Genomic DNA, 25,251 nt, shown 5'->3' with positions numbered 1-25,251 from the left:
TGACAGCGGTCAGGAACGCCAGCGTTCGAGCACCGCGTCGATGGTGGTGCGGATGCGGTCGCGGGCGGCCTGCCGGTCCACGCCCGCCATGAGGAGGTCGTCGTACTCGGTGTCCAGATGCCGGATCGAGGCGACGACGGCGAGGAACACCGCTCGTTCGGCCAGTTCCCGCCCGGCGGCCGACCGGCCCACTCGGCCACTGCCTCGCTGGCCGGCGTGTTCGGCGATGGCGCGTGCCCGCTCCGGCGGGCAGCCGGGGAACAGCTCCGTGATCGCGGTGTGGAACCGGGCGGTGAACTCGACGTCTTCGTGGACGCGGCGTTCGCGATCCCGGTCGCGGCGCCGTTCCCGGACGTCCTCGTCGGCGAGGCATTGTTCCTCGGCGCTGCGCAGCGCCGCTTCCTCGACCAGGAGTCCTTGCCGCTCACTGCGTTTCCGTGACCGGTTGAAGCGGACGACCACGGCGGCGAGCCGGCTCGCCTTCTTTGCCCGGCGGGTCAGCGCGGTGTCACCGGCGGGCAGGAAGACCAGGTGACCGAGATCGGCGCAGTCGAGGCAGTGCGGCTTTTCGTTCTCCATGAACAGCAGATCGCCGGTGCCGCCGCAGTCGGCGCACGTCCAGTCCTTCAGTGCCACGGAGACGACGAGATCCGGCGTTTTCCGTTGCCGGGCTAGCGCTTGCGCACGTTTGGCTTCGGACAGTCCCGGCAGGAGCCACTGCGTCCGGAACAGCGGTTCGAGACCGGCCAGTTCACCCGAAGTCACCCGGAGGACGGCCCGGTCGCGGGTCGCGCCGACATGCTCGATCTCCGAGCTTTCGAGGGCCTTTTCCCGCGTCCACCGATGAAGCGCGCCGAGCGCGAACTCCAGTTTCTCCGCGCTCACCGGCAAGGCCGTGGACAGGTCGGGGATCCGGCCCTGCTGCCAGCTTTTGAGCACGTTCTCCGGCAGCCAGCCGATTCCGCCAAGGACGTCGAGCGCGGTTACCGATTTCCGTTTGGCCAGCAGCTTCTCCGCCGTCTCCACGACGCGCTGTTCCAATTTCGTCTCACCTTGCATCGCCGGGAATCCTAGCGATCACGCGGTTTCGGTGCGGGCCCGGTAGGCCCGGATCTTGGCGCGGTTGCCGCAGCGCTCCATCGAGCACCAGCGGCGGTTGCCCGAACGGGAGGTGTCGAAGAACAACAGGTAGCAGTCATCGGCGGAACATTCGCGGACGCGGCCGGATCGCTCGCCCGCGACGAGGCCGATGGCGTCGCGGGCCACGGCGCCGAGGAGTTGTTTCCCGGTGACGGGCGGCGCCCAGGCGAGCTGTCGTGTCTTCGGGTCGACGAGCGGCCTCGGGGTCTCCGCGGTTCCGCTGTTCAGGAGGGCGACGTCGTCGTCCGACGGCGCTTCGCCACGGGAGAGGGCGGGTGCGACGCGGTAAAGGGTGTCCCGGAGTTCCTTGAGCGCGGTGAGTTCGGCGGGCCGGATCCGGACGTCGGTCAGGGGAGCGGTCAGCGCCAGCCGTGAGCCGCTGAACCACTCGGCGAGGGCGGACGGCGTGTGCGCGATTTCGTAGCGCTCGTACGGGCCCGGGCCGCCGGTCAGCATGAGTTCGAGGCTGAGGCTGCCCGGATCGAACCGGTACCGCTCACCCTGGGCGTTGACGAGCAGTCTTGTTCCCGGAGTCATGTAACCACTATAGTCAGTTTCAGAAACCAGGTAAGACGGTTACGGTGGAGGCGTGATGATCGGCAAGACGAAGGACGCGGGCTGGGAGATCGGCGTGTCCAAGACGGTGGCGTATCCGCTGGAGCAGGTTTGGGAATACATCTCGGGTCCGGGCCTGGCGGCCTGGCTGGGTGACGTGCGGCTGGAGCCGGAGAAGGGCGCGCCGTACGAGACGGCCGAGGGCACCGTCGGCGAGGTCCGCGGCTACCGCGAACAGGAGAAGATCCGCCTCACCTGGCGTCCGAAGGACTGGGATCACGAGAGCACGGTCCAGGTGGGGCTCCGTCCGGCCGGGCCGGGCAAGACGGTCGTGGTCTTCCATCAGGAGCGGCTCACCGGCCCGGAAGAGCGTGCCGCGCAGCGCGAGCACTGGCAGGCCGTGATGAAGCTCGTCGTCGACGGCCTCGCCGGCTGATCAGGCGAGCGCTCGCCGGGCCTGTTCGGCCAGTGCGTCGGTGATCCGTTCCGCGCTCAGGCCGAGTTCGCCCGTTTGATGGAGGAACACGTCCGCGGCGAGCGGCGCCAGCAGGATGTCGGCGAGCGCGTCCGGGTCCTTCGCTTCCGCCTGCTCGGCGAGGTGGTGGACGTGGGTGCGCCACAGCCGGTACGGCCCGCTGGTGAACCGTGAATGTCCGACCTCGGTGCCGAGGACGAGATGTGCGTGCCGGGCGAGCAGCCCGATCATCGCCGCGTAGAACGCGGCCAGCCGCTCGGCGGGTGGTGCGCCGGGGCCCAGCGGGGGAGGGCCGGTGAGCAGCCGCTCCTGTAATTCCCGCTCGTGCTCGTCCAGCAGGGCGACGGCGATCGCCGAGCGGTCCGGGTAGCGGCGGTACAGCGTTGCCCGGCCGACTCCGGCCGCTTGGGCGATGTCCTCCATGGAGACGTCCGCGGCCGGGCGCGCCGCGAAGAGCTCTTCGGCGGCCTTCAGGATCTTCGCTCGGTTGCGAGCGGCGTCCGAGCGTTCCCGTCCCGTGCCGTTCGCGAGCAGATCTTCCGTCGGCATGTTCGCAGCCTAAGGAATATCCGGACGCGGTGTCCACTTGTACCCGGCGAAGTAAGTGGACACCGTGTCCACTTCCTGGTCCGAGAGGCCCCGATGAGCCACCTTCTCCACCTCGACTCCAGTGCCCGCAGCGCGTCGTTCTCCCGCGAGCTGAGTGCTCGTTTCGCCGAGGTCTGGCGCGCCGCGAACCCGGGCGCGGGCTACACCTACCGCGACGTGGCGGCCGACCCGGTGCCGCCGATCGGCCAGGCCTGGACCGAGATCTGCGACGCCCTCCTCCAGGCCGGGATCACCGACCCGGCCGGCTACGCCTCGGTGGTGAAGACACCGGAGCAGCGCGAGGCCTGGGCGGTCATCGAGCCGCTGCTGGCCGAACTGCTCGCCGCCGACGTCGTGCTGATCGGGGCGCCGATGTACAACTTCTCGATCCCCGCGACGCTCAAGCTGTGGATCGACCAGGTCACGTTCCCCAAGATGTCCTTGGCAGGCAGGGCTTTCGTGGTCGCGGGAGCGCGCGGCGGAACCTACCTGCCCGGCACGCCGCGGGAGCCTGTCGACCACCACGAGCGCTACCTGCGCGACTTCTTCGCCGGGCACTACGACGTCCGGGACGTCACGTTCCTGAACTCCGAACTGACGAACGCCCTCGTCGACCCGCGGCTGAGCCCGCGCGATCCCGAACGGATCGCGTCGCGGGACCAGGCGCTCCTCGGCGTCGAAAAGCTGGCTTCGGTCGGAAAGGAAGCCTGATGGGCTGGGGAATCCTGCTGCTGGCGGGAGTCGTCGAGGTCGCCTGGTCGCAGAGCATCAAGCCGACGGAGAACTTCACCCGGTTCTGGCCGACCGTGCTGTGCTTCGTGCTCGGTGTCGCCGCGGTCTACCTGCTGTCGAAGGCGATGGACTCGCTCCCGGTCGGGACCGCGTATGCCGTCTTCACCGGTATCGGCGCGGTGGGCGCGATCGTGTTCGGCATCGTGATCCACAAGGACCCGATCGGTTTCGGCCGGTTCGCGGCGATGGCACTGATCGTCGGAGGGGTGGTGCTGGCGAAGGTGGCGGAGTGAGCCGAGTGTCAGGAAAGGGTCGTTCAGGACATTTCTTGTCCGGAACGACCCTTTCCTGACACGTCAGGAGAGCTTCTCCCACAGGAATTCGAGCATCAGCGCCCATTTGAACGCCAGCTGCTCGTTGTCGGCCGCGGCGCCGTGCCCACCCTCGATGTTCTCGTGGTACCGCACGTCGTGTCCCTGCTCCAGCATCCGCGCGACCATCTTGCGGGCATGCGCGGGATGCACGCGGTCGTCCCGCGTGGACGTGACGAACAGGACCGGCGGGTACTCGCGTCCAGCGTGGACGTTCTGGTACGGCGAGTACTTCCAGATGAAGTCCCATTCCGCCGGATCGTCGGGGTCGCCGTACTCGGCCATCCACGACGCGCCCGCGAGGAGCTTGTGGTACCGCTTCATGTCCAGCAGCGGCACCTGGCTCACGACCGCGCCGAACAGATGCGGGTAGCGCGTCAGCATGACACCCATCAGCAGCCCGCCGTTGCTGCCGCCCTGGATGCCGAGGCGCGCGGGCTCGCTGATGCCGCGCTCGACGAGGTCGGCGGCGACGGCCGAGAAGTCCTCGTACACCTTGTACCGCTTGGCTTTCGTCACCGAGGTGTGCCAGTCCGGCCCGTATTCGCCGCCGCCGCGGATGTTCGCGACGACGTAGGTGCCGCCGCGCGAGAGCCAGCCGCGGCCGATGATGCCGCTGTAGCCGGGGGTCAGGGAGACCTCGAAGCCGCCGTAGCCGGTCAGCAGGGTCGGACCGCCCTCGGCATCGGAGGGGCGTACGACGAAGTACGGGATCTTCGTGCCGTCTTCGGATGTCGCGAAGTACTGCGAGACCGTCATGCCCTCGCTGTCGAAGAACGCGGGAGCGCGCTTGAGGACCTCGACGTCGCCTCCGACGTGCCCGTAGCTCAGCGTCGACGGCTGGGTGTAGCCGCTGGAATCGAGCAGGTACTCGTCGCTGACGTCGGGGTCGGTGCCGGTGATCTGCGCGGTGCCCAGTTCCGGGGCGCCGGCGAGCGGGCGGGAGGTCCAGCCGTCGGACGGCGTGAGCACGCGCAGGTCCGTCCGGACATCGGACAGGGTCGAGAGCAGCAGGTGGTTGTGCGTCCACACCCAGTACTCCAGGGACGTGTGCGCGTCCGGCGTGAACAGGGTCGTGAAGGAGCGCTCGCCCGCCATGAACGCGTCGAATCCGGAGGCGAGCAGAGCACCGGAGGGGTACGTCGTGCCTTCGATGGTCCAGTCCGAGCGAAGCCGGATCAGCAGCCACTCGCGGTGCGAGGACGTCTGCGCGTCTTCGGGGACCTCGACGCGGTCGAGCCCGGCGGCCGTCCGGACATACCTTTCCGTGCGGTAGAAGTCGATCGACCGGTAGACGAAGTCACGCTCCCAGCCTTCGGTCGGGTCGTGGTGTGCGGACACCGAGACGTCGTCCGCCTTGCCCTCGAAGACCACCGTCGCCTCTTCGAGCGGGGTGCCGCGCCGCCATTCCTTGGCCAGCCTCGGATAGCCCGAATCGGTCAGCGTCCCCGGACCGAAATCGGTGCCGATGTAGACGCGGTCGCGGGCGATCCAGCCGATCCTGGTCTTGGCCTCGGGCACGAAGAACCCGTCTTCGACGAACCGGCGCTCGTCGAGGTCGAACTCGCGGACGACCGTCGCGTCGGCGCCGCCCCGCGACAGTTCGACCAGCGCGCGGTCATAACCCGGGCGGAGGACGGCAGCGCCCTGCCACACCCAGTTCTCGCCCTCGGCCTCGGCCAGCGCGTCGACGTCGAGGAGGAGTTCCCACTCCGGCGTGTCGAGGCGGTACTGCTCCAGGGTGGTGCGGCGCCACAGACCCCGCGGGTTGGCCGAGTCCTGCCAGAAGTTGTATAGGTATTCGCCGCGGCGCCGGATGTACGGGATCCGGTCGTCGGCGTCGAGGACCTCGCGGACCTCGTCACGGATCCCGCCGAACCGTTCGCCGCCCGCCAGTTCCGCGAGAGCCTCGGCGTTGCGGGCTCGCACCCAGCCCAGCGCTTCTTCGCCGGTCACGTCTTCCAGCCACAGGTACGGGTCCTCGTCACTCATACCCACAGTCTCGCCGGGGCCGCTGCCCTCGCGCCACCAGGTGCCCGTTCTTCGCCTGGCCCGCTTCTGCTCCGTATGCTGTGGACTCGCACGTTTGGGGGACACCATGACCGGCACCGACGAGGTACCCAGACCGTTCACGTCGTCGCCGCCTCGCCGGAACCCGGGGGCCGCCGTGGTCGGTCTGCTCATCGTCGCCGTGCTGACCGCCACCGGGATGGCGATGGCGGGCGGACCGCGGACGGTCGACGGCCAGGCCCTCCCGGTGCCCGGCGTGTACACCTCGGAAGGGGCCAAGGCGCCGGCCGGGAACGCGAAGCCCGCGCCCAAGGAGGTGCGGGAACTCGAGACGAACCCGCTGCTGGCGGACGGGATCGCGCTCGGCGCGGTCACCTGCCGGCTGCCCGCGATCAGCCGCGAGCCGTCGAAACTGGAGACGTACTACAAGACGTTCGTGTCGTGCCTGGCCGAGGCCTGGAAGCCTGCCTTGGACCAGGCGAACGAGCCCGCGCTGCCGGTGACCGTGCAGGTGACGCTGCCCGAGAGCAGCGCCTGCGGGAAGGCACCGGGCGAGAACGAGGCCGTCGCCTACTACTGCGGCGGCGACACCACGATCTACGCGCCGACGCAGTGGATGCTGGGCGACGCGGGTCTCGAGCGGTCGCGTCATCTCGCGACGATGGCCCACGAGTACGGGCATCACATCCAGCGGTCGAGCGGGATCCTGTCGGCCGCCGCGGAGAAGATGTCGTCACCGAACGAGGACAGCCCGGCCGACAAGGAAGTCGTCCGCCGCATCGAACTGCAGGCGAACTGCTTCGGCGCGCTCGCCCTCGCCGCCGGCGCGGGGCGTGGGTCGATCAGCAGGTCGCTGGCCAACGCCGCCCTCGACGACTACGGCCGCGCCGACGACAGCGACACCCACGGCAGCCGTCGTAACCAGCTGAAATGGGCGAAGGCCGGGTTCTCCGGGAAGACGACCTCGGCGTGCAACACCTGGGCTGCCCCGGCCTCGGACGTCAAATGACCGACGAAGTGATGGCCGAGATCAACACCGGCCTCCAGCTGCACATCTCCGGTGACCGCGCCGGCGCGCGCGAGAAGTTCGCGGGGCTGTGGGAACGGATCGGCGAGGACGGCGACCCGCTCCACCGGTGCGCGCTCGCGCACTACATGGCCGACGTGTGCGAAGACCCGGCCGACGAACTCGCCTGGGATCTGCGCGCTCTCGCGGCGGCCGATTCGCTCACCGACGAACGCGCCAAGGAGTACCACGCGACGCTGGCCGTGCGCGGGTTCTACCCGTCGCTGCACCTGAACCTCGCCGAGGACTACCGCAAACTCGGTGATCACGAGGCCGCGAAGGCCCAGTGGCGGCTGGGGCGGGACACACTCGGCGCGCTCGGCGACGACCCGTACGGCCTGGGGATCATCGAGGCGTACGGCGCGCTCGCGGACAGGCTGGGCGTCGAACCGGACTCTCCGGACTTTCGCCCGGGGCCCTCAGGCCATAACCTGGAGTGATTCAGGTCACCTGTCCGGGAGGAGCGCGTATGCGGATTTCCGATCTGTTGCGGAAGAAGGGGACGGCCGTCGCGACCGTCTCGCCGGAGACGAACGTCACCGAGCTGCTCGAAAGACTCGCGGAGCACAACGTCGGTGCCCTGGTGGTCGTGGACGCCGATGGCGGGATAGTCGGGATCGTCTCCGAACGGGACGTGGTGCGCCGGCTCAACGAGCGCGGGCCCCAGCTGCTCGACGGATCGGTGTCCGCGATCATGACCAAGATGGTCGCCAGCTGCGGCCCCGAGGATTCGGTGGACCAGCTGTCCGTGCTGATGACCGAACGCCGTATCCGGCACGTCCCGGTCGTGGCCGACGGCAGGCTCGCGGGCATCGTGAGCATCGGCGACGTCGTGAAGACCCGGATGGAAGAACTGGAGAAGAGCCAAGAGCATCTCGAGGCCTACATCTCGCAGGGTTGAGCCGCGCAAGTGCCATGAGGGTCGTTCCGGGCGCTTGGTCTCGTGGGCGGTAAGGACGGTTGGAGCGCACGCCGGTGGGTGACTGAACGCGGGCCCACCAGAACCGTCCTTACCGCTCACGATCACCTGTACCGCGCGGTCAGCGGCGGCTCCGCCTCCCTATGCGCTCCGTCGCCGATGGCGCTGTCGAGCGTGAGCGCGGCGTCGATGAGCGCGAGGTGAGTGAACGCCTGCGGAAAGTTGCCGAGCTGCTCGCCGGTCGGGCCGATCTCCTCGGCGTACAGACCGACGTGGTTGGCGTAGGTCAGCATCTTCTCGAACGTCAGCCGTGCCTTCTCCAGGTACCCGGCGCGGGCGAGAGCGGTGACGTATCCGAACGTGCAAAGCGAGAAGGTGCCCTCGTTCCCTCGAAGGCCGTCAGGGGAGACGCGCGGGTCGTAGCGGTAGACGAGGCTATCGGTGACCAGATCCTTCTCGATGCCGGTCAAGGTCGCCCGCCAGCAGGGGTCGGAAGGGGTGATGAAACCGACGTCGGCCATGCGAAGGAGCGACGCGTCGAGGGAGTCGGAACCGTACCGCTGGACGAAGGCCTGTTTGAGCGGATTCCAGCCGTGCTCCCAGATCTGTTCGTAGACGCGGTCGCGCTCGTGCCGCCAGGAGTCGAGGGCGCAGGGACGGCCGTTTGCCGTCGCGAGGCGAATGCCCCGGTCGAAGGCGACCCAGCTCATGAGCCGGCCATAGGTGAAGTCGGCCTTTCCTTCCCGTGTTTCCCAGATCCCCTCCTCCGGCTGATCCCAGTTCTCCGCGAGCCAATCGAGCAGGCCCGCCAGCGCCTTCCAGCCCTCCTGCCCGACTTCGGCACCCCGTCGATCGGCCTGATACACGGCGTCGAGCAGTTCGCCGTAGACATCGAGCTGGAGCTGATCGGACGCGGAGTTGCCGATCCGCACCGGCACCGACCCGCGGTACCCGGACCAGTGCGTGAAGGATTCCTCCAGCAGGTCCGATGACCCGTCCACGCGGTACATGATCTTCAGTCGTCCATCGCCGCGTAGATGGCGTTCCCGGAGCCACTGGGCGAAAGCGATCGCCTCATCCGTGAATCCCATTGCCAGCAACGAAGAGACGGCCAAGGACGCGTCCCGCACCCAGGTGTAGCGATAGTCCCAGTTCCGTTCGCCGCCGATCTGCTCCGGCAAGCTCGTGGTCGGTGCGGCGACCATCGCCCCGGTCGGTGCGTAAGTCAGCAGCTTGAGGGTGATCGCCGATCGCTCGACCATCTCGCGCCAGCGTCCCCGGTATGTCGAGCGGTTCAGCCAGTCGCGCCAATAGCGAACGGTGTCCTCGAAGACCTTCTCGATCTCGGTGACCCGGATCGAGCGCGGCTCCCCACCGTCCGACTCGAACATGAAACCGCGGACCTGCCCGGCTTCCAAGGCGACCGAGCCGTAGACGCCGCCTTCGATGACGTGGATGTGCGCCAGCTGTGCGTCTCCGGGTTCCCGGACCGCGTGCAAGGTCAAGGCGGACAGCCCGCTGTCGAACAGCGCGCCGTCATCGGTGACGGTGGTGGTGTGCGGTCGGCGCCCGTAGTCGAAGCGCGGGACGACGTCCACGGAGAACTCGATGTGTCCGCGCACACAGCGGATCATCCGGATCAGCCGGTGGCCGGGGGTCGCGTGTGGTGCGTGCACCGGGCGCATGAAGTCGATGACCTCGCCGGTACCCAGCTTGGTCATGAACCGGGTGATCAGTACGGCGGTGCCGGGAAAGTAGAACTGACGCGAGGTGTACGGCTCCTGGACGGGACGGACACGGCAGTGGCCGCCGCCGGGATCCAGGAGCTTGGCGAACACGCTCGGAGAATCGAATCGGGGACTGCAGAACCAGTCGATCGTGCCGTCGGTGCTCACCAACGCGGCGGTCTGCAGGTCCCCGATCAATCCATGGTCGGCGATCAGCGATGGGTGGTCCACAGGCAACTCCTTGCCGGACGGGCTTTTCGACCAATCTGGCCCGTTCCCGGAAAGCCGGGCATCACCTCGGGCGGATGAGTTCCCGGCCTGGGAGGGGAGTACGACGCTCATCCGTCTCAGGTGATGTGTGCGCTCCCGTCGTCACTGTGCGATGGCCGTGGTCGTATCACCAGCTTTCAGAAAGGGACGGTGAGACGTGGACACGTTGACCATCTGGATGTTCCGCTCGGCCGATGGCGCGGACCGCGCGGCGGAGACGCTGAAGAGCCTGGCGAAAAGCCAGCTCATCTCGATACACGACGCCGCGACGGTGACGTGGCCGGAAGGCGCGTCCAAGCCGAAACTCCGCCAGTTGCGCAATCTGGCCGGTCGCGGCGCGCTGACCGGGGCGTTCTGGGGAATGCTCTTCGGGCTGATCTTCCTCGTGCCGCTGCTCGGCGCGGCGCTCGGGGCCGCCGCGGGAACCGTCGGCGGATTGGCGTCGGATTACGGCATCGACGACGACCTGATCCGGCGGATCAGGGGAGAAGTCACCGAAGGCACGTCGGCCCTGTTCCTGCTCAGCTCGGGCGCCGTCATGGACAAGGTGCGACAAGCCTTCAGCGGCCAGGAAACGCCAGAGCTGTTCTTCACGAACTTGACCTCTGAACAGGAGAAGGCACTTCGCGAAACCTTTCTGATGGAACAGGAATTCCAGACCGCCGACGAACCGGGAACGGGGCCGAAATGAGTCAGCATTGGAGTGCCGACGCCGATCTCACCGACCAACGCCAGGGAGAGCACCGGTCCGGGCTACGGCCGATGTGGACCGGGTGGATCTTCTTCGCCAGCGTGATCATGGTCATCCTCGGCGTTTTCAACGCCATCGCGGGAATCGTGGCCCTGGTCGAGGGCGGTTACTACATCGCGGGTCCGGAGTACACGCTCGTCCTGGACCTGACCGGCTGGGCGTGGGCCCATCTGGTGGGTGGTGTGCTGGTGGCGATCGCCGGCGGCGTCCTCGTCTCGGGCGCCATCTGGGCGAGGGTGATCGCGGTGCTCTTCGCCGCCGGCAACGCGTTGACCCATCTGGTGTTCCTCGCGGCGCATCCGCTGTGGTCGACGATCGTGATCGCCCTGTGCGTGACGGTCATCTGGGCGGTCATCGTCCACGGTGACGAAGCCCCGAATCGCGGGTTGTGGTGACAGATCGGCCCGCACCTCGAACACCGCGAGCGCTCGTCGTCCTGCTCGGCGCGGCCGCGATCGTGGTCGGTATCGCGGGAATCAGGGCGGTCGCGTGGCTGGTGGCGCCGACGTTGCTGGCGCTCGTCATCGTGATCACGCTCAGCCCCGCACACGGCCGGTTGCGGAGCCTCGGCTTTCCTCGCTGGGCCGCGACGGCGGCGCTCGTGGTGTTCGTTTACGGGATACTCATCGCCTTCTGCGTAGCGGTGATCGTTTCGGTCGCCCAGCTCGCCGCGCTCCTGCCACGCTACGCGGACCGGATCACCGGTCTGTACGCCGAAATCGCCGACGCGCTGGCGGAGTTCGGTGCCGGGCAGGCGCAGTTGCGCGACATTCTCAAGTCCATCGACCCCGGCAGGCTCGTTTCGTATCTCGGCTCCCTGCTCGCCGATCTGACCGGTGTCACCACGAGCCTGGTCTTCCTGCTGGGATTGCTGCTGTTCCTCAGCGCCGAAACCGCGGACATCGACAGCCGGATCGCCCGTATCGCGGGCGAGCGGGCGCGGACGGCCGAAGCGCTGCGCGACTTCGGCCGTCGTGTCCGGGTGTACCTGGCGGTGACCACGGCCTTCGGCCTCGTCGTCGCGGTAATGGACGTCATCGCGCTGGTCTTGCTCGGGGTACCGCTCGCGGCTTTGTGGGGCCTGCTGTCGTTCGTGACCAACTACATACCGACGATCGGCTTTCTGCTCGGCCTCGCCCCGCCTGCCACGCTCGCGGTCCTTGACGGCGGCTGGCAGGCCATGCTGGCGGTGGTGGTGGTCTACGTGGTGATCAACTTCGTGATGCAGTCACTGATCCAGCCGCGCTACGTCGGCAACGCCGTCGGGTTGTCCGCCACGGCGACCTTCGTCGCGCTGGTGTTCTGGGCTTGGGTGCTCGGGCCACTCGGGACGTTGCTTTCGGTTCCCGCGACTCTGCTGGCGCTGGCCATGCTCGTCGACGACCCGGCCAGCAGCTGGGTCACGGCGTTGGTGGGTTCGCCTCGCCGGGAATCGGCCGACGGTCAGAACAGGATGAGCACGATGAAGAACAGGCACGCCAGGATGTTCAGCAGCCAGCCGTGGGCGTTCGTCCAGTCCCGGATGTCCGGCATGACCCGCGCCGCGCGCCGCCGGAAGAGCAGGTAAGCCAGCAGCGGCAGCGCGGCGATCAGGGTGGTGGTCAGGAGGAACGGGATGGCCGCGCTGAAACCCGCCCCGCTGCGGGCGAGGTCGAGGCCGACCACGCACATGACGAGCACGTCCGAGGGGAAGAACGCGATGAGCAGGAATCCGGTGCGGAACCCGCGCCCGGGACCCGCCGACATGAGCGATCCGAGCCATTTCGGCGGTTCCGCGGTTTCGCGGTGCGTCCAGTTCCAGATCGCGACCCCCACCAGGATCGCGACCAGTACGTACTCGATGATCGTGTAGAGGGAGCCGTCCGAATCGGAGACGAGGGGAGCCGGCGGCAGGAGCCCCGCGAGCCAGGTCGTGAGCGCGGTTCCGGCCGTGGCGGCCGCCGCGACGCCCGCCACGAACGCGAGCGATGTCGGCACCGCGCGCGCCGTCGTGATCAGGATCAACGCCGACACGAACTGCGGCCCGGCCATCATGGTGATCGCGAGCGGGAGCACGGTGAGCGAGCCTTCCGTCATTCCGTGACTCCCGTCCGAGATCGCTCTTCGGCAACGAATCGCGTTGCCCGCCAACGCTTCGCTTGTCGGTGACGGGCAACGCACGCACGGCGGTCTCACCGCCGGAAGTTCGGATGCGGTACCGGGTGGAGTTCGCCTCCGCGTTTCCTCAGGGCCCACTCGCCACGCCCTCCGACGCCCCGACACGCGCAGCTCCTGCGGGCCAACGGGGAGCTGCTACCCGGTACCGCATGCGGACGGCGGAACCTTGGACTGGGGCAGGCTTCGCGATCCGCTGACTCCAGAATGCGCCCTTGGGGCACGGAGCTCCTCCTTCATGGCGGGTGAAAACGAGCCATCGGCTTCGTTACCCAACACTGGAAATCGATTCTAGCGGGGGCCACCCTTTTGGACGAGGGGCCGCGGTCACCGGTCCCGACTCACCCGCAAAGGAGGAGGTGACCGCCGCTGGGGGTGAGCAAAATCGGATCCCTCACCCGTTCTGGGGAATCGAAGGGAGTAAACCGGTGAGCACTGCGCCGCATCTTCGGTCCAGAGCAAAACTCGTCCTGGTGGGAATGACATTCGTTCTGGTTCTTTCGGCGCAACCGGGGGCCAGCCGGTCCTCGGGGACAGTGGACGCCGTTCTTTCCGGTCTCGCTTTCGTCTTCACCGGGATTTCTCGGGTCTTCGCCTTCGTCTGGCATGTCATTTCCAGCGCGGCGATGTCATGCACCGGTCGGTGACCCCTGCCGAAGGTGCGGAACCGGGCGCGCACGACGAAGACCCGGTCGTGGTGCCGTCGCCGAAGCTCGCACCACCACCGTCCGCCTGCGACATTCTCGAGCGGGACCGGTTGCTGGACGTTCTCGATCAGGCCACCGCCGGCCAAACCCCCAGCGTCACGCTGATCAACGCACCCGCGGGATCCGGCAAGACCGTGCTGCTCGGCAGCTGGCTGGAGCGAAGAGCACGCCACCACGCCACCGACGAACATGTAGCGTGGATTTCGCTGGACGCCAACGACAACAAGGTATTCTCGCTGTGGTCGTCGATCCTCCGTGCGCTTGACCGAAGCGTCGAGGACGACGCCGTCTCCGAACTGACGCCGGCGCGGGACGCTTCCGCTCACGAAGGCATCGCCGCCTTCATCGACATGTGCGACCGGCTCTCGCGGCCGGTGATCCTGGTGCTGGACAACGCACACGAGCTGTCCGCACCGGCCGCGGTCAAGAACGTGAACATGCTTTTGCGCTACCTGCCGTCCGGAGTGCGGGTCGTCATCGCGACCCGGTTCCCGCCACCGCTGATCCTGCCCCGGCTCCGGCTGGAAGGCAGGCTGCGGGAAATCACGGCGCACCAGCTGAACTTCACCGAGCAGGAAACCGGAAGTCTGCTCGCCAGGCAGAACCTCGCGCTGACGAAGGCGGATCTGGACAAGATCTCGGAACGAACGGAGGGCTGGGCGGCGGGCCTGCGTTTCCTCACCCTTTCACTGGCCGCCTCATCGGACGCGAGCGAGACGATTCGAGCCTTCACCGGCGACGACCGCCTGCTGGCCGAATACCTGTCCGGGGAGATCCTCGGCCCGCAACCCGCGTACATCCGTGAGTTCCTGCTGAGCACCTCGGTGTGCACCGACGTCACCGACGAGCTGGCCACCCGGCTGACCGGGCAGGAGAACTCCGGGCAGATTCTGCACACGCTCGTCCGCACCAACGCGCTGGTCACCCGGCACGGCCGAGACCGTCCTCGATACCGCTGCCACCCCTTGTTCCGCGACTACCTGCGTGCCGAACTGACTCGCCGTCACCCGCGGGCCTACCGCAGGCTCCACCGTTCGGCGGCCGAATGGTTCACCGACTCCGGCGACGTGCTCACCGCGCTGGAGCACAGTGTCGCCGCGCAGGACGAAGAGCAGGTCACCCGGTACATCCAGCGGTTCGGGCTGCAAACCGTCCTCAAAGGACAAGGATCGCGATTGCACACGCTGCTCGGCGCGATTCCGGAGCACATCCTGGCCCGGCCTCAGGTGGCACTCACCGCGGCGGTCGCCGCCCTCGACTCTCATGACCTCGTGACCGCGGACCGATACCTCGGCAGGGTCGACAATTCGGCGCAGCCCCTTCGTTCCGGGCGTCTGCGCGCGTTGAACGCCGTGGCCGTCCTCTATCGGGCGAGATTCGGCGGGAACCTGGAGAAAGCGCTCGCCGAACTCCGCGCCACGAGCGCGGGCGATTCCGGCGATTTCGACCTCGACCTGCTCGCCCTCCTCACCCGCGGGACCGCGGCTCTGTGGCTGGGTGGCCTCTCGAACGCCACCCGCGATCTGGAACGCGCGCTGCGGATGGCCACTCCGGAGCGGCGTGACGCAGTCAGCCTGCAGTGCAGGACCCACCTCGCGGCCATCGCGTGCGTACAGGGTGACCTCGCCGGGCTGGCGGTGCACACCAATGCCGCCCTCGAGCTGGCCCGTGCTCGCGGCTGGGAGGAGACCGCGCGGACCGCCTTCCTGTATGCGGTTCTCGGGCTGGCGGCCTATCAGAGGCTGGACCAGGAGAGCGCCCGCCGGTTCTCCGCACTGGCGACTCACCTTTCGCCCGCGGCCGTGGAGCCGGCCGTGGAAATGCTGACGGTGACACTCAGCGCCGCCGTCGAATTCGATCTCGCCGCCGATCCGCACGCGGTCGTCGAAGCGCTGCGGGGGCACCGGCAACGGCTCGCGGCGCAGCCGAGTACTCCCTGGCTCGTCGCCTATACGGCTCCGATCGAACAACGACTGGCCCTTCGCGTCGGAGAACCCACCTGGGCGGCGGACGTGACCGAACAGAATCGGCACCTGCTGACCCCCTACGCGGAGCACGCGCTGCTCACCGCGCTCATGCACGTTCACCGCGGCAGAACCGGCGCCGCACGCCGCCGCCTGCAGCCGGTGATCGAGTGCCAGACCAGCCCTCTGGTGGCGCGTACCTTGATCGACAGCTGGCTCCTCGAAGCCGTTCTCGCCGACCAAGCCGGTGAACAGAACCGGGCGCACAACGCCGTCGGCCGTGCACTCGATCTCGCGGCACCCCAGCAGGCGTTACGGCCCTTCCACGACGCCGGGCAGCACATCCGGGAACTACTGGTGTGCGGCAGCGGGAGGTTCGGGCGTATCGAAGAGTTCGCGGGTACCGTGCTGCAGGCACTACCGGCCGGCCCCGCGCCCCCGGTCGAACCCCTCACCTCACGCGAGCTCGAACTCCTCACCGAATTGCCGTCGATGCGCACCGCGGAGCAGATCGCCGATTCGCTCTTCGTGTCGGTGAACACGGTCAAAACCCATCTTCGCGGCATCTACCGGAAGCTCGGCGTCAACCACCGCCGCGACGCCGTCGTCGCCGCACGCCGGCGCGGCCTGCTGTGAGTTCCGCCGCCCGGGGTGGCCGGTGAACCGTCTACTCCCGCCAGCCCGCCAGCTCGACCCCCTTCGCGACGTCCACCCGGTACCCGAGCGTCACGACGGCCTTCGCCCCCGGAGCGAGTGTGAGCCGCCAGGTGAACTCACCCAGCTCGGTCCGCTCCGCCGGTTCCGGTACGGCGCGGACCTCCCGGATCGTGATCGCCTCGTCGCGGGAGACCGGCGCCTGGTCCAACACGGTCACGACGGCTTCGCGCGGGCTGTGATTGCCGATGGTCGTGTTGTAGGCGGCCTCCCGTTTGCGTACCCCGGACAGCGTCGCCTTCGTCGCCGTGCGGTGCGCGAGTTCCCGCTCGACCCGGATCCGGTCGTCCACGCCGAGGGCGAGTTCGAGCTCTTCGCCCGGCGCCCACACGTCGAGCCGGGTGGTACCGACGAACTCCGTCTCGTGGAACACCGACGCCTTGCCCGGCCGCAGGGTGTGCTGCGAGGTGTTGACGACGGTCGCCCGCAGGAATGCCTCCGGCGACACCACCGGAGCGGTGACGTAACCCAGTTTCGCGGTCAGTTCCAGCTGCGCGAGCGTCGTGCGGTGACCCTGCGCTCCCGAAGGGACCGCCACCGGGCGGCCGGGCCGGTAGGTGACCGCGGTGGTGCCCTGTTCGACGGACGCGGTCCGCGCCGCCATCGGGGGCGCGCCGGGGGCCGGCATGCCCACCGACTCCGGGATCCCGCCGCCCGCGGGCGACGCGCTGCCGTACGCCATGCGTGCCATCAACGGCTTGTACTCCCGCACGCGGTCGAGGAACCACGGATCGAGTTCCGGCACCTCCACGGTGTTCGCCGGCCGCGCGGTGGAGAGGGCCAGTTCGCATTCCGGCCAGTCCTCACCGGTGTGCTGGGTGATCCGCCCGTACCAGGTCAGCGAGACGTCCTCGCCGCGGACGCGTACGTCGTAACCCGGCTCCCAGCTCGCGTTCGCGACCACATAGGACAGTTCGAGGCCGATTTCCGCGCCGTCCTCCTGGCTCTCCAGCTCGACCGTGACCGTCGCGCTGTCCACTTCGGCCGTTCCTTGTTTCGCCTCGATCTCGCGGTCGAGCGCCTTGAGGTCGTCGCGGAGCCGCGCGAGGCGGATGCCGAGTTCGCGGCGTTTCCCGAGCGCCTCGGCCAATTGCGTGCCGAGCGCGTCGGTGACTTCGGCGACCCGGGGCGGTTCCGCCGTACCCGCGGCGAGCGCCTTCGCGAAACTCTTGCCGCTGCGTGTCGCCAGCCCGGTCAGCAGATCGACCTTCGCGGATTCCGCGGTGACGGCGTCCGCGACCTCGTCGACCACCGCCTGATCGGCGCGCCGCTGCTCGGTCAGCGCGCGCAGGGAGGCGTCCGCGGGCGAGGGATGGCGTTCGACGGCGACGTCGACCCCGGCGATGACCGCCGGGCCGGAACCGGTGACGCGGACCGAGTCGGCGTCCAGGTTCCACGGCAGGCCCGCGAAGGCGAAGCGCGTTTCGCCGTCGAGCGCAGCCGAAGCCCGTCTGGTGATCCGGGCGTGGTGCGGGTAGACGGTGACGGCGACGATCGGTGCTTCCAGTGCGCTCGGCATGCCTCCGACGTTAGTCTCTTGACACCTGTTCGGGTGGCCGGAAACCTCAGCTGGGTCTTGCCCGCCCGCCATTGGGGGTCCTGTGAGAGTCGCCAGGCTCGCTGCCCTGTTCACCGCCGTTCTGGTCCTTCCGGCGACGGCGTTGCCCGCTCAAGCCGACGCGCCGCCGACACCGGTCTTCAAGGACGGCCAAGCCCAGCCGGTGTTCGACCCGGCGGACGTCATCCGGGAGAACGTCTGGGTCACCGCGCCGGTCGACAGTGACCGCGACGGCAAGGACGACCTCGTGCACGCGGAGGTGGTGCGGCCCCGCGCGACGCAGCAGGGCATGAAGGTCCCGGTCGTCTACCAGGCCAGTCCGTACTACGCGGGCGGCAACGACGTCGCGAACCACAACGTCGACGTCGAGCTGCACGTGCCCGGCGCGAAGCGCGCCCCGGCGGGCCCGCGGATCGCGACGAAGACCGTCGGCCCGAACGCCGCCCCGATCAGCTGGCGCTACCAGGACTACTTCACCGCCCGCGGGTTCGCGGTGGTGTACGGCGAATCGCTCGGCAGCGGCCAGTCCACCGGCTGCCCGAGCAGCGGCGACGTCAACGAGACCATCGGCGCGAAGTCCATTGTGGACTGGCTGAACGGCCGCGCGACGGCGCGGGACGCGGCGGGCAAGGCCGCGGTCGCGGACTGGAGCACCGGCAAGACCGGCATGATGGGCGTCTCCTACAACGGGACGCTGCCCAACGCCGTGGCCGGCACCGGCGTCGAGGGGCTGGAGACGATCGTCCCGATCGCGGCGATCTCCAGCTGGTACGACTACTACCGCAACGACGGCGCCGTCGTCGCGGCCGGCGGATTCCAGGGCGAGGACGCGGACGTGCTCGCGGACTACGTCTACACGCGCCAGGATCGCGCCGTCTGCCGTCCGCTGATCGACGGCATCGCGGTCGATCAGGACCGCGTGACCGGTGACTACAGCCGCTTCTGGGACGCGCGGAACTACCGCAACGACGTGAACAAGGTGCGGGCCTCGGTCCTCGTGGTGCACGGCTTCGGCGACTGGAATGTCAAGACCGACCAGGGCACCCGCTGGTACGAGATGCTCAAGGCGCGCGGCGTCGAGCACAAGATCTGGCTGCACCAGGCCGGGCACGCCGACCCGTACAGCCTCCGCCGCGACGTCTGGCTCGCCACGCTGAACAAGTGGATGTCGCACTACCTCTACGACGTGGACAACGGCATCGAGCGTGAGCCGAAGGCCACCATCCAGCGTGAGGACAAGTCGTGGGTGGACGAGCCGGAGTGGCCGCTGCCCGGCACCCAGGACGTCAAGCTCTACCCGTGGCCCGGCGGTTCTTCGAAGGGCAAGCTCGACACGCGCAACCCCGTTCCGGGCAAGGCCGCCGTCGAGACGCTGGCGGACGACGCGAGCAAGACGATCGAACAGCTGGCGGCCGCGGCGTCGTCGGGCCACCGGCTGCTGTACTCGACCACCGCGGCGAAGCAGCCCGTGCGGCTTTCCGGGACCGTGAAGACCGACCTGTCGCTGTCCTTCGACAAGCCGGCCGCGAACGTGACCGCGGTGCTCCTCGACCGCTCTCCGGACGGGACGGCGAAGGTGATCACCCGCGGCTGGACCGACCCGCAGAACCGGCGCGACCCCGCCCGCACCGACTCGATCACCCCTGGTGAGAACTACAAGGTCGAGGTGGAACTGGTCGCGAAGGACTACCTGCTCGCGGCCGGGCACAAGATCGAGTTCCTGGTGGCCTCCAGCGACCACGACTACACGCTCCGGCCGAAGCCGGGCGCCGGTGTCTCGGTCGAGCTGAACCGTACTTCGCTGGTGCTGCCGGTGGCGGGTGGCAAACCCGCGCTGCGAGCCGCTTTCGGCTGAGCGGGGCCGTGGTCCGGTCGTGTGTGTTGTGTCGTCCTACTGCGAATCACCACTCACGACCAACCCGACCCACGACCAGGGCCGAAGGCGCCCTTCGTCGCATCAGGCGCAGCGAAGGGAGCCTTCGCCCCACCTGTCAACCTCGCCCAAGATCAACTTAAGCTACGTGACCTTGGGTTCTAACCCTCTTTGCCGCTCACGACCCCGCACAAAACGCCCGGATCGGGCACAATCGCCTCGAAAGTGGCCCCCGTGGACAGTCGAGAAGGTGCCCGGCCACTGTGACGAGCCCCATCCGGCACCCGCTTGACCAGCCGATAGCCGACTTTGCCGGGACTCTGACCCTGAGGGCAGGGAAGGAGGCCTTCGCTACGTCATCGATGTGCCGTGGTGACGCCGAGGCCGAGGGCGTGTTGCGAAAGTGGCTTTCGCGGCACGCGATGGCGGCGCTGGGCGGGACGGGGTCCGGCGTTTCGGGTGGAAAACCCCGACCCGACCTCGGGCTTGTACGGAAAATGTATTTCCCCCGGCTTTGCTTCGGGCTGTCCGGCTTCCCCACCTGATGGAGGTCTCCATGTCCAGGTTGCGCCGTTTCGCAGTGCTCGCCGCGGCCGCCGTCATCCCCGCGCTCGGCCTGACTCTCGCCGGTACGACGCAGGCGTCGGCCGCCCCGAACTTCCAGGTCCCGTTCAAATGCGGCGTCACGGTCACGGCGGCGACGTTCAGCGGGCACAGCCCGGCTAACTCGGTCGACTTCCAGAAGTCGGGGATCACCGGGATGCCGGTGCTGGCGTCGGCGGGCGGCACCGTCACCAGGGTCGCCAACGAGGGCAGCACGAGCTACGGGCGCTGGGTCGAGATCGACCACGGCGGCGGCTGGCGTACCCGATACGCGCACCTGTCGACCCAGTCCGTCTCGGTCGGCCAGGCCGTCAGCCTCGGCAAGCAGATCGGCACGGCCGGGGCGACCGGCGGCGTGACCGGCCCCCACCTGCACTTCGAACAGCGGCTCAACGGGGTCGCGCAGAAGGCGGTGCTGAACGGGGTCGCCGTGCCGTACTACGGCCACACCAACTTCACCAGCAAGAACTCGTGCGGCGGCAACCCGTACGAGGCCACCGAGGTGTGTGGCAGCGGGTTCTCGGTCGTCGACTCGCAGGGGCTCGCGAACGGTTCGGGTACCGCGTACCTGCTCTACAACGCGTCGACCAAGGCCAACTGCGTCACCACGCTGAAGGCGGTTTCGCTCGGCACCGCGTCGCCGGTGTCGGCGTTCCTCGAAGTCCAGGGTTCCGCTCGCGTGACCGACTCCGGCAGCTTCACCTACTACGCCGGCCCGGTGAAGAAGACGGCCGCCGCGACCTGCGTCAAGTGGGGCGGCTCGGTCGGGTCGAACGCCTACGAGAGCCCGTTCGAACACTGCGGCTGACCCCGCGGGGCCGGGCACTGTAGACCACCCCACCGACGGGATCGGCGTCCCCGCACTCGGTCCCGCGGCGGTTGTCCACAACGGTCCTGGCTGTCCACAGATGTGTCGTGCCCCCACCCGGCGGCCCCATTCCCGCCGCAAGGTGGGGGCATGACCACATCGACTCCGACCGGCAGGACCAAGGTCAATCTGACGGATCCGGCGGACCTGCTCGCCGCGATCCCGTACCTCCTCGGATTCCACCCCGAGGACTCCGTCGTCGTCTTCGGCCTCCGCGACCAGGACCGCAAGCGTCAGGGCCTCCTCATGCGTGTGGACCTGCCGCCGCCTGGTCTGGAACAAGACCAGGCGCGTGAACTCGCGGTCAGGCTCGCCCTGACCGGCCACACCGGCGCCATCGTCGCGGTGGTCGGTGGCGGTCCCGCGAACAAGGCGGGACGGCCCCCGCGCCGCCGGTTCGTCCGGCGCGTGGAAGCCTCGCTGGCCGAGTACGGCATCCCGCTGCTGCATTCGGTATGGGCGCCGCGTATCGCCGCCGAGGTGCGCTGGGCGTGCTACCGGGAAAGGACCTGTGGCGGTCTGCTGCCGGATCCGCGTGATTCGGTGGCCGCCGCGGTCGTCACCGGTGCCGGGCAGATCACCCACGCGAGCCGGGACGAACTCGAGCGACTCTTCGACCCCGTCGCGCCGGAGACGCTCGCCAGACGCGCCGATCTCCTCACCGGGCTGGACGATCCACCATGGAGGGACCCGGACCTCGTCCGGGCCGGGATCGCCGAGGTGAACGCCGCGCTCGCCCGCGCGGACAGCGGCGACCCGGCGATCACGGACGACCAGGCCGTCCGGCTGGCCTGGGCGCTTTCCCTGGTCGAGGTCCGCGGTGCCTGCATGCTCACCGCCGCCCCCGCGGACTCAGCGCTCGCCCGCGCGGCGGAGGATCTCTGGCTCACCCTTGCCCGCGAAATCCCGGCACCGGAAGCGGCCGAGGCGCTCGCCCTGAAGGCGCACGCCGCCTATGTGCGGGGCGACCTTGCGACCGCCGGGATCGCCTTGGCCAGGGCAGGCGAAGCCGACCCCGGGCACGGGCTGACGAAACTCCTGGCCAGGGCTCTGGACGCGATGGTTCCGCCGTCCGACGTCGCCGACGTGGTCCTTCGGCAGCGAGCCGAAGGAACGCAAGAGATCGGCCTCAGGCGTTCTGGCGGGACCGCGTGAACGCCCAGGCGTCGGCGACGATGCCGTCGAGGTCGGTGCGCTCGGGCTTCCAGCCGAGTTCGTCACCGGCCCGCTCGCTGGAGGCCACCAGCACCGACGGGTCGCCCGCCCGCCGCGGGGCCACCACGGCGGGGATCTCGTGGCCGGTGGTGCGGCGGCACGCCTCGATCACCTCGAGCACCGAGAACCCGGTGCCGCTGCCGAGGTTGTAGATGCGGTGTTCGCCGTCGGCCGCGTGGCGCAGGGCCAGCAGGTGCGCGTCGGCGAGGTCGACCACGTGGATGTAGTCGCGGATGGCGGTGCCGTCCGCGGTCGGGTAGTCGTCACCGAAGATCTGGATCCGCTCGCGGTCCCCGGTGGCGACCTGGAGCACGAGGGGGATCAGATGGGTTTCGGTGGTGTGCCGCTCGCCGAAGGAGCCGTAGGCGCCCGCGACGTTGAAGTAGCGCAGGCTGACGGCGGCGATGCCGTGGGCGCGCGAGAACGAGGTGATCGCGTGGTCGATGGCCAGCTTCGTCGCACCGTAGGTGTTGGTCGGCTGGGTCGGCGCCGTCTCCGGGATGGGGGAGGACTCGGGCTCGCCGTAGGTGGCCGCGGTGGAGGAGAACACCAGCCGCTTCGTGCCGTGGTCGCGCATCGCTTCGAGCAGGCGGAGCGAGGTCAGGACGTTGCCTTCCCAGTACTTCGCCGGATCCGTCATGGACTCGCCGACCAGGGACTTGGCGGCGAAGTGGAGGACACCGTCGAAGCCGTCGCCGAGCAGCCGCCGGGCGACCTCGGCGGCGTCGCCCTCGACGAAGGTGGCGTCCGGGTGCACCGCGTCGGCGTGCCCGGTGGAGAGGTCGTCGACCACGGTGACGTCGTGCCCGGCCTCGATGAGGCGGGCCGCGCAGACGCTGCCCACATAACCGGCTCCGCCCGTCACCATCAGCTTCAGGGTCTTGGTCGGTTCGTCGGTCACGTTCGCGCCTTTCTGCAGCGGATGCGGTCGCGGCCCAGTGTCCTCGCCCCCGGGCACCGGCCGCGCCCCGGGGTGCGGGTGCGGCCCACGGAGTCCGGCCTCGGCGTGTTCCGTCTCCAAGCACGCGTGTCCCGTGCCTGGACACGCGAATCACGCCAAAGCGGGGCCGAACCCGCGCTAGAGCTCGTCGCGACCCGCGCCACGCGATGGCACGGCGGTGAACAGCCTGGGGTGGCGCAGATCCGCCGCTTCGTACGCGGCCTTCACCGCTCGCCCGACGGTGTCCACATCGGACTCGCGGACCAGCGCGATCGCCGAACCGCCGAAGCCGCCGCCGGTCATCCGCGCGCCGAGGGCCCCGGCTTCGCGGGCCGAATCGACGGCGAGGTCGAGTTCACGGGTGGAGATCCGGTAGTCGTCGCGCATGCTCACATGCGAGGCGTCCAAATGAGGACCGATCTCGGTGATGCGGCCCGCCCGCAGCAGGTCCACGGTGTCGAGGACGCGCTGGTTCTCGGTCACCACGTGGCGCACCAGCGGTACGAGGTCGTCCGGCAGGCTGCCGAGCGCGGCGTCCAGCCCATCGACGCTGATATCCCTCAGCGCCTTCACCTCGAGCAGTTCCGCGGCACGCTCACAGCCCCGGCGGCGTTCGCCGTAGCCGCCCTCGGCGTGCGAATGCTTCGTGCGGGTGTCCATGATCAGGATCCGGACGCCGGATTCCTCCAGCGGGAACGGCACCTGTTCCATCTCGCCGGAGCGGACGTCAAGGAACAGCACGTTCGATTCCGTGCAGCACAGGGAAGCGGTCTGGTCGAGCAGACCGGTCGGCGCCCCGACGAAGTCGTTCTCCGAACGCTGCACCCAGCGGGCCACTTCGTGCAGGCTCGGCGAACCCCCGCCGGTGCCCGGAGTGGTGCCCGCCAGCCCCAGCAAGGCGAGCGCGACGGCGCATTCGAGCGCGTGGGAGGAGGACAGGCCCGCCCCCGAGGGCACGTTCCCCGCGATAGCCACGTCCGCGCCGCCGCCGAGGCCCTGGTCACGCAGGACCCACGCGACCCCCGCCGGGTACGCGGCCCACCCCTCGACCGAGCCGGGCCGCAGGTCGGCGACGGCCAGCGGGCCGGATTCCTGGACCCGGCCGTCCGAGCCGAGGGTGGCCACGGTCAGCACACCGTCCTCGCGCGGCGTCGCCGCGGCGGCGAGCCGGTGCGGCAGGGCGAACGGCAACACGAAACCGTCGTTGTAGTCGGTGTGCTCACCGATCAGATTCACCCGGCCCGGCGCGGACCAGACCCCGGCCGGAGCCCGGCCGTGGAGGGCCAGGAAGGTCTCCGCGGCGTCGGACGCGGCGCTCACCTGGCCTGCGCCAGCACGGCGTGCAGCGCCGACACGGGGACCTGCGCGGTGCTGCTCCCGCCGGTGACCTCGATGGTGCCGCCGGGCGCCGTCTTGCCGACCTTGACTCGGCTGCCGGGCACGATGCCGACCGACTTGAGCTCCGTCATCAGCGTCTCGTCCAGCTGCACGTGCTCGGCGATGCGGCGGATCTCGACCTCGCCGCCGCCCATGCGGGCGAACTCGTCGAGCCGCACGAGGTCGGCTTCGGCGGGCGGAGCGGGATCGCCGTCGCCGAGCTTGTCGAGCCCCGGGATCGGGTTGCCGTAGGGCGACGTGGTGGGGTGGTCGAGCAGCTTGACCAGCTTGCGCTCGACGGCCTCGCTCATCACGTGTTCCCAGCGGCAGGCCTCGTTGTGGACGTGCTCCCACTCCAGGCCGATGACGTCGACCAGGAGGCGCTCGGCCAGCCGGTGCTTGCGCATGACCGCGATGGCGAGTTCGCGACCGTGCTCGGTCAGCTGCAGATGCCTGTCGTCCGCGACCACGACCAGTCCGTCGCGCTCCATCCTGGCGACGGTCTGGCTCACGGTCGGGCCGCTCTGCTGCAGCCGCTCCGCGATCCGGGCCCGCAGCGGGACGACACCTTCTTCTTCGAGCTCGTAGATGGTACGCAAGTACATCTCTGTGGTGTCGATGAGATCGTTCACGCTGTCCCCTTCGTCCGCGTTGCTCATCGTAGTCGCTGGCAC

At 69.0% G+C, this 25,251-nt stretch carries 22 protein-coding genes and 1 pseudogene; 13 read left to right on the top strand and 10 right to left on the bottom strand.

Annotated elements, in window-relative coordinates; genetic code table 11:
* Window positions 1-9: 9 nt before the first annotated feature.
* The gene (locus LCL61_RS32675) at window positions 10-1,059 is read right to left on the bottom strand and encodes a DUF2293 domain-containing protein (protein WP_340683311.1); all 1,050 of its coding nucleotides are present in this window, start codon (window positions 1,057-1,059) and stop codon (window positions 10-12) included.
* Between the two features lie 18 nt (window positions 1,060-1,077).
* Window positions 1,078-1,677, bottom strand: coding sequence for a CGNR zinc finger domain-containing protein (locus LCL61_RS32670; protein WP_340683310.1), 600 nt, complete (start codon window positions 1,675-1,677; stop codon window positions 1,078-1,080).
* Window positions 1,678-1,732: 55 nt separating this feature from the next.
* On the opposite strand from LCL61_RS32670, the gene LCL61_RS32665 reads away from it, so the two are divergent.
* Complete coding sequence (locus tag LCL61_RS32665; protein WP_340683309.1) at window positions 1,733-2,131, top strand: SRPBCC domain-containing protein; 399 nt, start codon at window positions 1,733-1,735, stop codon at window positions 2,129-2,131.
* On the opposite strand, the gene LCL61_RS32660 is transcribed toward LCL61_RS32665, so the two are convergent.
* Entirely contained in the window at window positions 2,132-2,719 is a 588-nt protein-coding gene (locus LCL61_RS32660; RefSeq protein WP_340683308.1) for a helix-turn-helix domain-containing protein, read from the bottom strand.
* A 93-nt stretch (window positions 2,720-2,812) separates the two neighbouring features.
* Here LCL61_RS32660 and LCL61_RS32655 point away from each other — a divergent pair, with 93 nt between their 5' ends.
* Together LCL61_RS32655 and LCL61_RS32650 are read left to right on the top strand one after the other, a co-directional pair.
* Window positions 2,813-3,469: an FMN-dependent NADH-azoreductase gene (locus LCL61_RS32655; RefSeq protein ID WP_340683307.1), complete on the top strand. Its 657-nt coding sequence runs from the start codon at window positions 2,813-2,815 to the stop codon at window positions 3,467-3,469.
* Complete coding sequence (locus LCL61_RS32650) at window positions 3,469-3,783, top strand: multidrug efflux SMR transporter (RefSeq protein WP_340683306.1); 315 nt, start codon at window positions 3,469-3,471, stop codon at window positions 3,781-3,783. Before LCL61_RS32655 ends, LCL61_RS32650 begins: the two co-directional genes overlap by 1 nt.
* A gap of 63 nt (window positions 3,784-3,846) precedes the next feature.
* Here the strand turns inward: LCL61_RS32650 and LCL61_RS32645 are convergent, their stop codons facing one another.
* Window positions 3,847-5,853 carry a prolyl oligopeptidase family serine peptidase gene (locus LCL61_RS32645; protein WP_340683305.1) on the bottom strand — a complete coding sequence of 669 codons (2,007 nt, stop codon included), beginning with the start codon at window positions 5,851-5,853 and terminating at the stop codon, window positions 3,847-3,849.
* 106 nt (window positions 5,854-5,959) lie between these two features.
* Between LCL61_RS32645 and LCL61_RS32640 the strand changes: the two genes are divergently transcribed.
* The 3 genes from LCL61_RS32640 to LCL61_RS32630 are packed head-to-tail and all read left to right on the top strand — an operon-like array spanning window position 5,960 to window position 7,838.
* Window positions 5,960-6,880, top strand: a complete 921-nt coding sequence (locus tag LCL61_RS32640; protein WP_340683304.1) for a neutral zinc metallopeptidase — start codon at window positions 5,960-5,962, stop codon at window positions 6,878-6,880.
* Window positions 6,877-7,377 carry a hypothetical protein gene (locus LCL61_RS32635; RefSeq protein WP_340683303.1) on the top strand — a complete coding sequence of 167 codons (501 nt, stop codon included), beginning with the start codon at window positions 6,877-6,879 and terminating at the stop codon, window positions 7,375-7,377. The genes LCL61_RS32640 and LCL61_RS32635 overlap by 4 nt, the downstream gene beginning before the upstream one ends.
* A 29-nt stretch (window positions 7,378-7,406) precedes the next feature.
* The gene (locus LCL61_RS32630; protein WP_340683302.1) at window positions 7,407-7,838 is read left to right on the top strand and encodes a CBS domain-containing protein; all 432 of its coding nucleotides are present in this window, start codon (window positions 7,407-7,409) and stop codon (window positions 7,836-7,838) included.
* A 122-nt stretch (window positions 7,839-7,960) separates the two neighbouring features.
* Here LCL61_RS32630 and LCL61_RS32625 read toward each other — a convergent pair whose 3' ends face one another.
* Complete coding sequence (locus LCL61_RS32625; protein ID WP_340683301.1) at window positions 7,961-9,814, bottom strand: glycoside hydrolase family 15 protein; 1,854 nt, start codon at window positions 9,812-9,814, stop codon at window positions 7,961-7,963.
* Window positions 9,815-10,010: 196 nt separating this feature from the next.
* On the opposite strand from LCL61_RS32625, the gene LCL61_RS32620 reads away from it, so the two are divergent.
* Genes LCL61_RS32620 through LCL61_RS32610 form a run of 3 tightly spaced genes read left to right on the top strand, consistent with a single transcriptional unit; the run spans window position 10,011 to window position 12,171 of the window.
* Window positions 10,011-10,544, top strand: coding sequence for a DUF1269 domain-containing protein (locus LCL61_RS32620; protein WP_340683300.1), 534 nt, complete (start codon window positions 10,011-10,013; stop codon window positions 10,542-10,544).
* Window positions 10,541-10,999, top strand: a complete 459-nt coding sequence (locus LCL61_RS32615; RefSeq protein WP_340683299.1) for a DUF7144 family membrane protein — start codon at window positions 10,541-10,543, stop codon at window positions 10,997-10,999. The genes LCL61_RS32620 and LCL61_RS32615 overlap by 4 nt, the downstream gene beginning before the upstream one ends.
* Window positions 10,996-12,171: an AI-2E family transporter gene (locus LCL61_RS32610; RefSeq protein WP_340683298.1), complete on the top strand. Its 1,176-nt coding sequence runs from the start codon at window positions 10,996-10,998 to the stop codon at window positions 12,169-12,171. The genes LCL61_RS32615 and LCL61_RS32610 overlap by 4 nt, the downstream gene beginning before the upstream one ends.
* Here the strand turns inward: LCL61_RS32610 and LCL61_RS32605 are convergent.
* Window positions 12,114-12,635 (bottom strand): annotated as a pseudogene (locus LCL61_RS32605) (GAP family protein); the annotation flags it as partial. The gene LCL61_RS32610 and the pseudogene LCL61_RS32605 overlap by 58 nt on opposite strands.
* A gap of 766 nt (window positions 12,636-13,401) precedes the next feature.
* On the opposite strand from LCL61_RS32605, the gene LCL61_RS32600 reads away from it, so the two are divergent.
* On the top strand, window positions 13,402-16,065 hold the full coding sequence (locus LCL61_RS32600; RefSeq protein ID WP_340683297.1) for a LuxR C-terminal-related transcriptional regulator: 2,664 nt from the start codon (window positions 13,402-13,404) through the stop codon (window positions 16,063-16,065).
* Between the two features lie 31 nt (window positions 16,066-16,096).
* On the opposite strand, the gene LCL61_RS32595 is transcribed toward LCL61_RS32600, so the two are convergent.
* Complete coding sequence (locus tag LCL61_RS32595) at window positions 16,097-17,662, bottom strand: DUF4139 domain-containing protein (RefSeq protein ID WP_340683296.1); 1,566 nt, start codon at window positions 17,660-17,662, stop codon at window positions 16,097-16,099.
* Window positions 17,663-17,744: 82 nt separating this feature from the next.
* Between LCL61_RS32595 and LCL61_RS32590 the strand changes: the two genes are divergently transcribed.
* The 3 genes from LCL61_RS32590 (at window position 17,745) to LCL61_RS32580 (ending at window position 22,200) form a co-directional block, all read left to right on the top strand.
* Window positions 17,745-19,556 (top strand): Xaa-Pro dipeptidyl-peptidase, encoded by a 1,812-nt coding sequence (locus LCL61_RS32590; RefSeq protein ID WP_340683295.1) that lies wholly within the window; start codon window positions 17,745-17,747, stop codon window positions 19,554-19,556.
* 574 nt (window positions 19,557-20,130) lie between these two features.
* Entirely contained in the window at window positions 20,131-20,985 is an 855-nt protein-coding gene (locus tag LCL61_RS32585) for a M23 family metallopeptidase (protein WP_340683294.1), read from the top strand.
* A 150-nt stretch (window positions 20,986-21,135) separates the two neighbouring features.
* Window positions 21,136-22,200, top strand: a complete 1,065-nt coding sequence (locus tag LCL61_RS32580) for a DUF4192 domain-containing protein (RefSeq protein WP_340683293.1) — start codon at window positions 21,136-21,138, stop codon at window positions 22,198-22,200.
* Here the strand turns inward: LCL61_RS32580 and galE are convergent.
* The 3 genes from galE to LCL61_RS32565 form a co-directional block, all read right to left on the bottom strand.
* Entirely contained in the window at window positions 22,175-23,128 is a 954-nt protein-coding gene (galE, locus tag LCL61_RS32575; RefSeq protein WP_425342074.1) for a UDP-glucose 4-epimerase GalE, read from the bottom strand. The genes LCL61_RS32580 and galE overlap by 26 nt on opposite strands.
* A gap of 210 nt (window positions 23,129-23,338) precedes the next feature.
* Window positions 23,339-24,520 (bottom strand): galactokinase, encoded by a 1,182-nt coding sequence (gene galK / locus LCL61_RS32570; RefSeq protein WP_340683291.1) that lies wholly within the window; start codon window positions 24,518-24,520, stop codon window positions 23,339-23,341.
* Window positions 24,517-25,236, bottom strand: a complete 720-nt coding sequence (locus LCL61_RS32565; protein ID WP_016332755.1) for a metal-dependent transcriptional regulator — start codon at window positions 25,234-25,236, stop codon at window positions 24,517-24,519. Before LCL61_RS32565 ends, galK begins: the two co-directional genes overlap by 4 nt.
* Between the last annotated feature and the right edge of the window lie 15 nt (window positions 25,237-25,251).

The sequence above is a fragment of the Amycolatopsis coloradensis genome, from assembly GCF_037997115.1.
Classification (GTDB): Bacteria; Actinomycetota; Actinomycetes; order Mycobacteriales; family Pseudonocardiaceae; genus Amycolatopsis; species Amycolatopsis coloradensis_A.
Note: the sequence above shows the minus strand (reverse complement) of the source record. Positions and strands in the feature narration are given on the sequence as shown.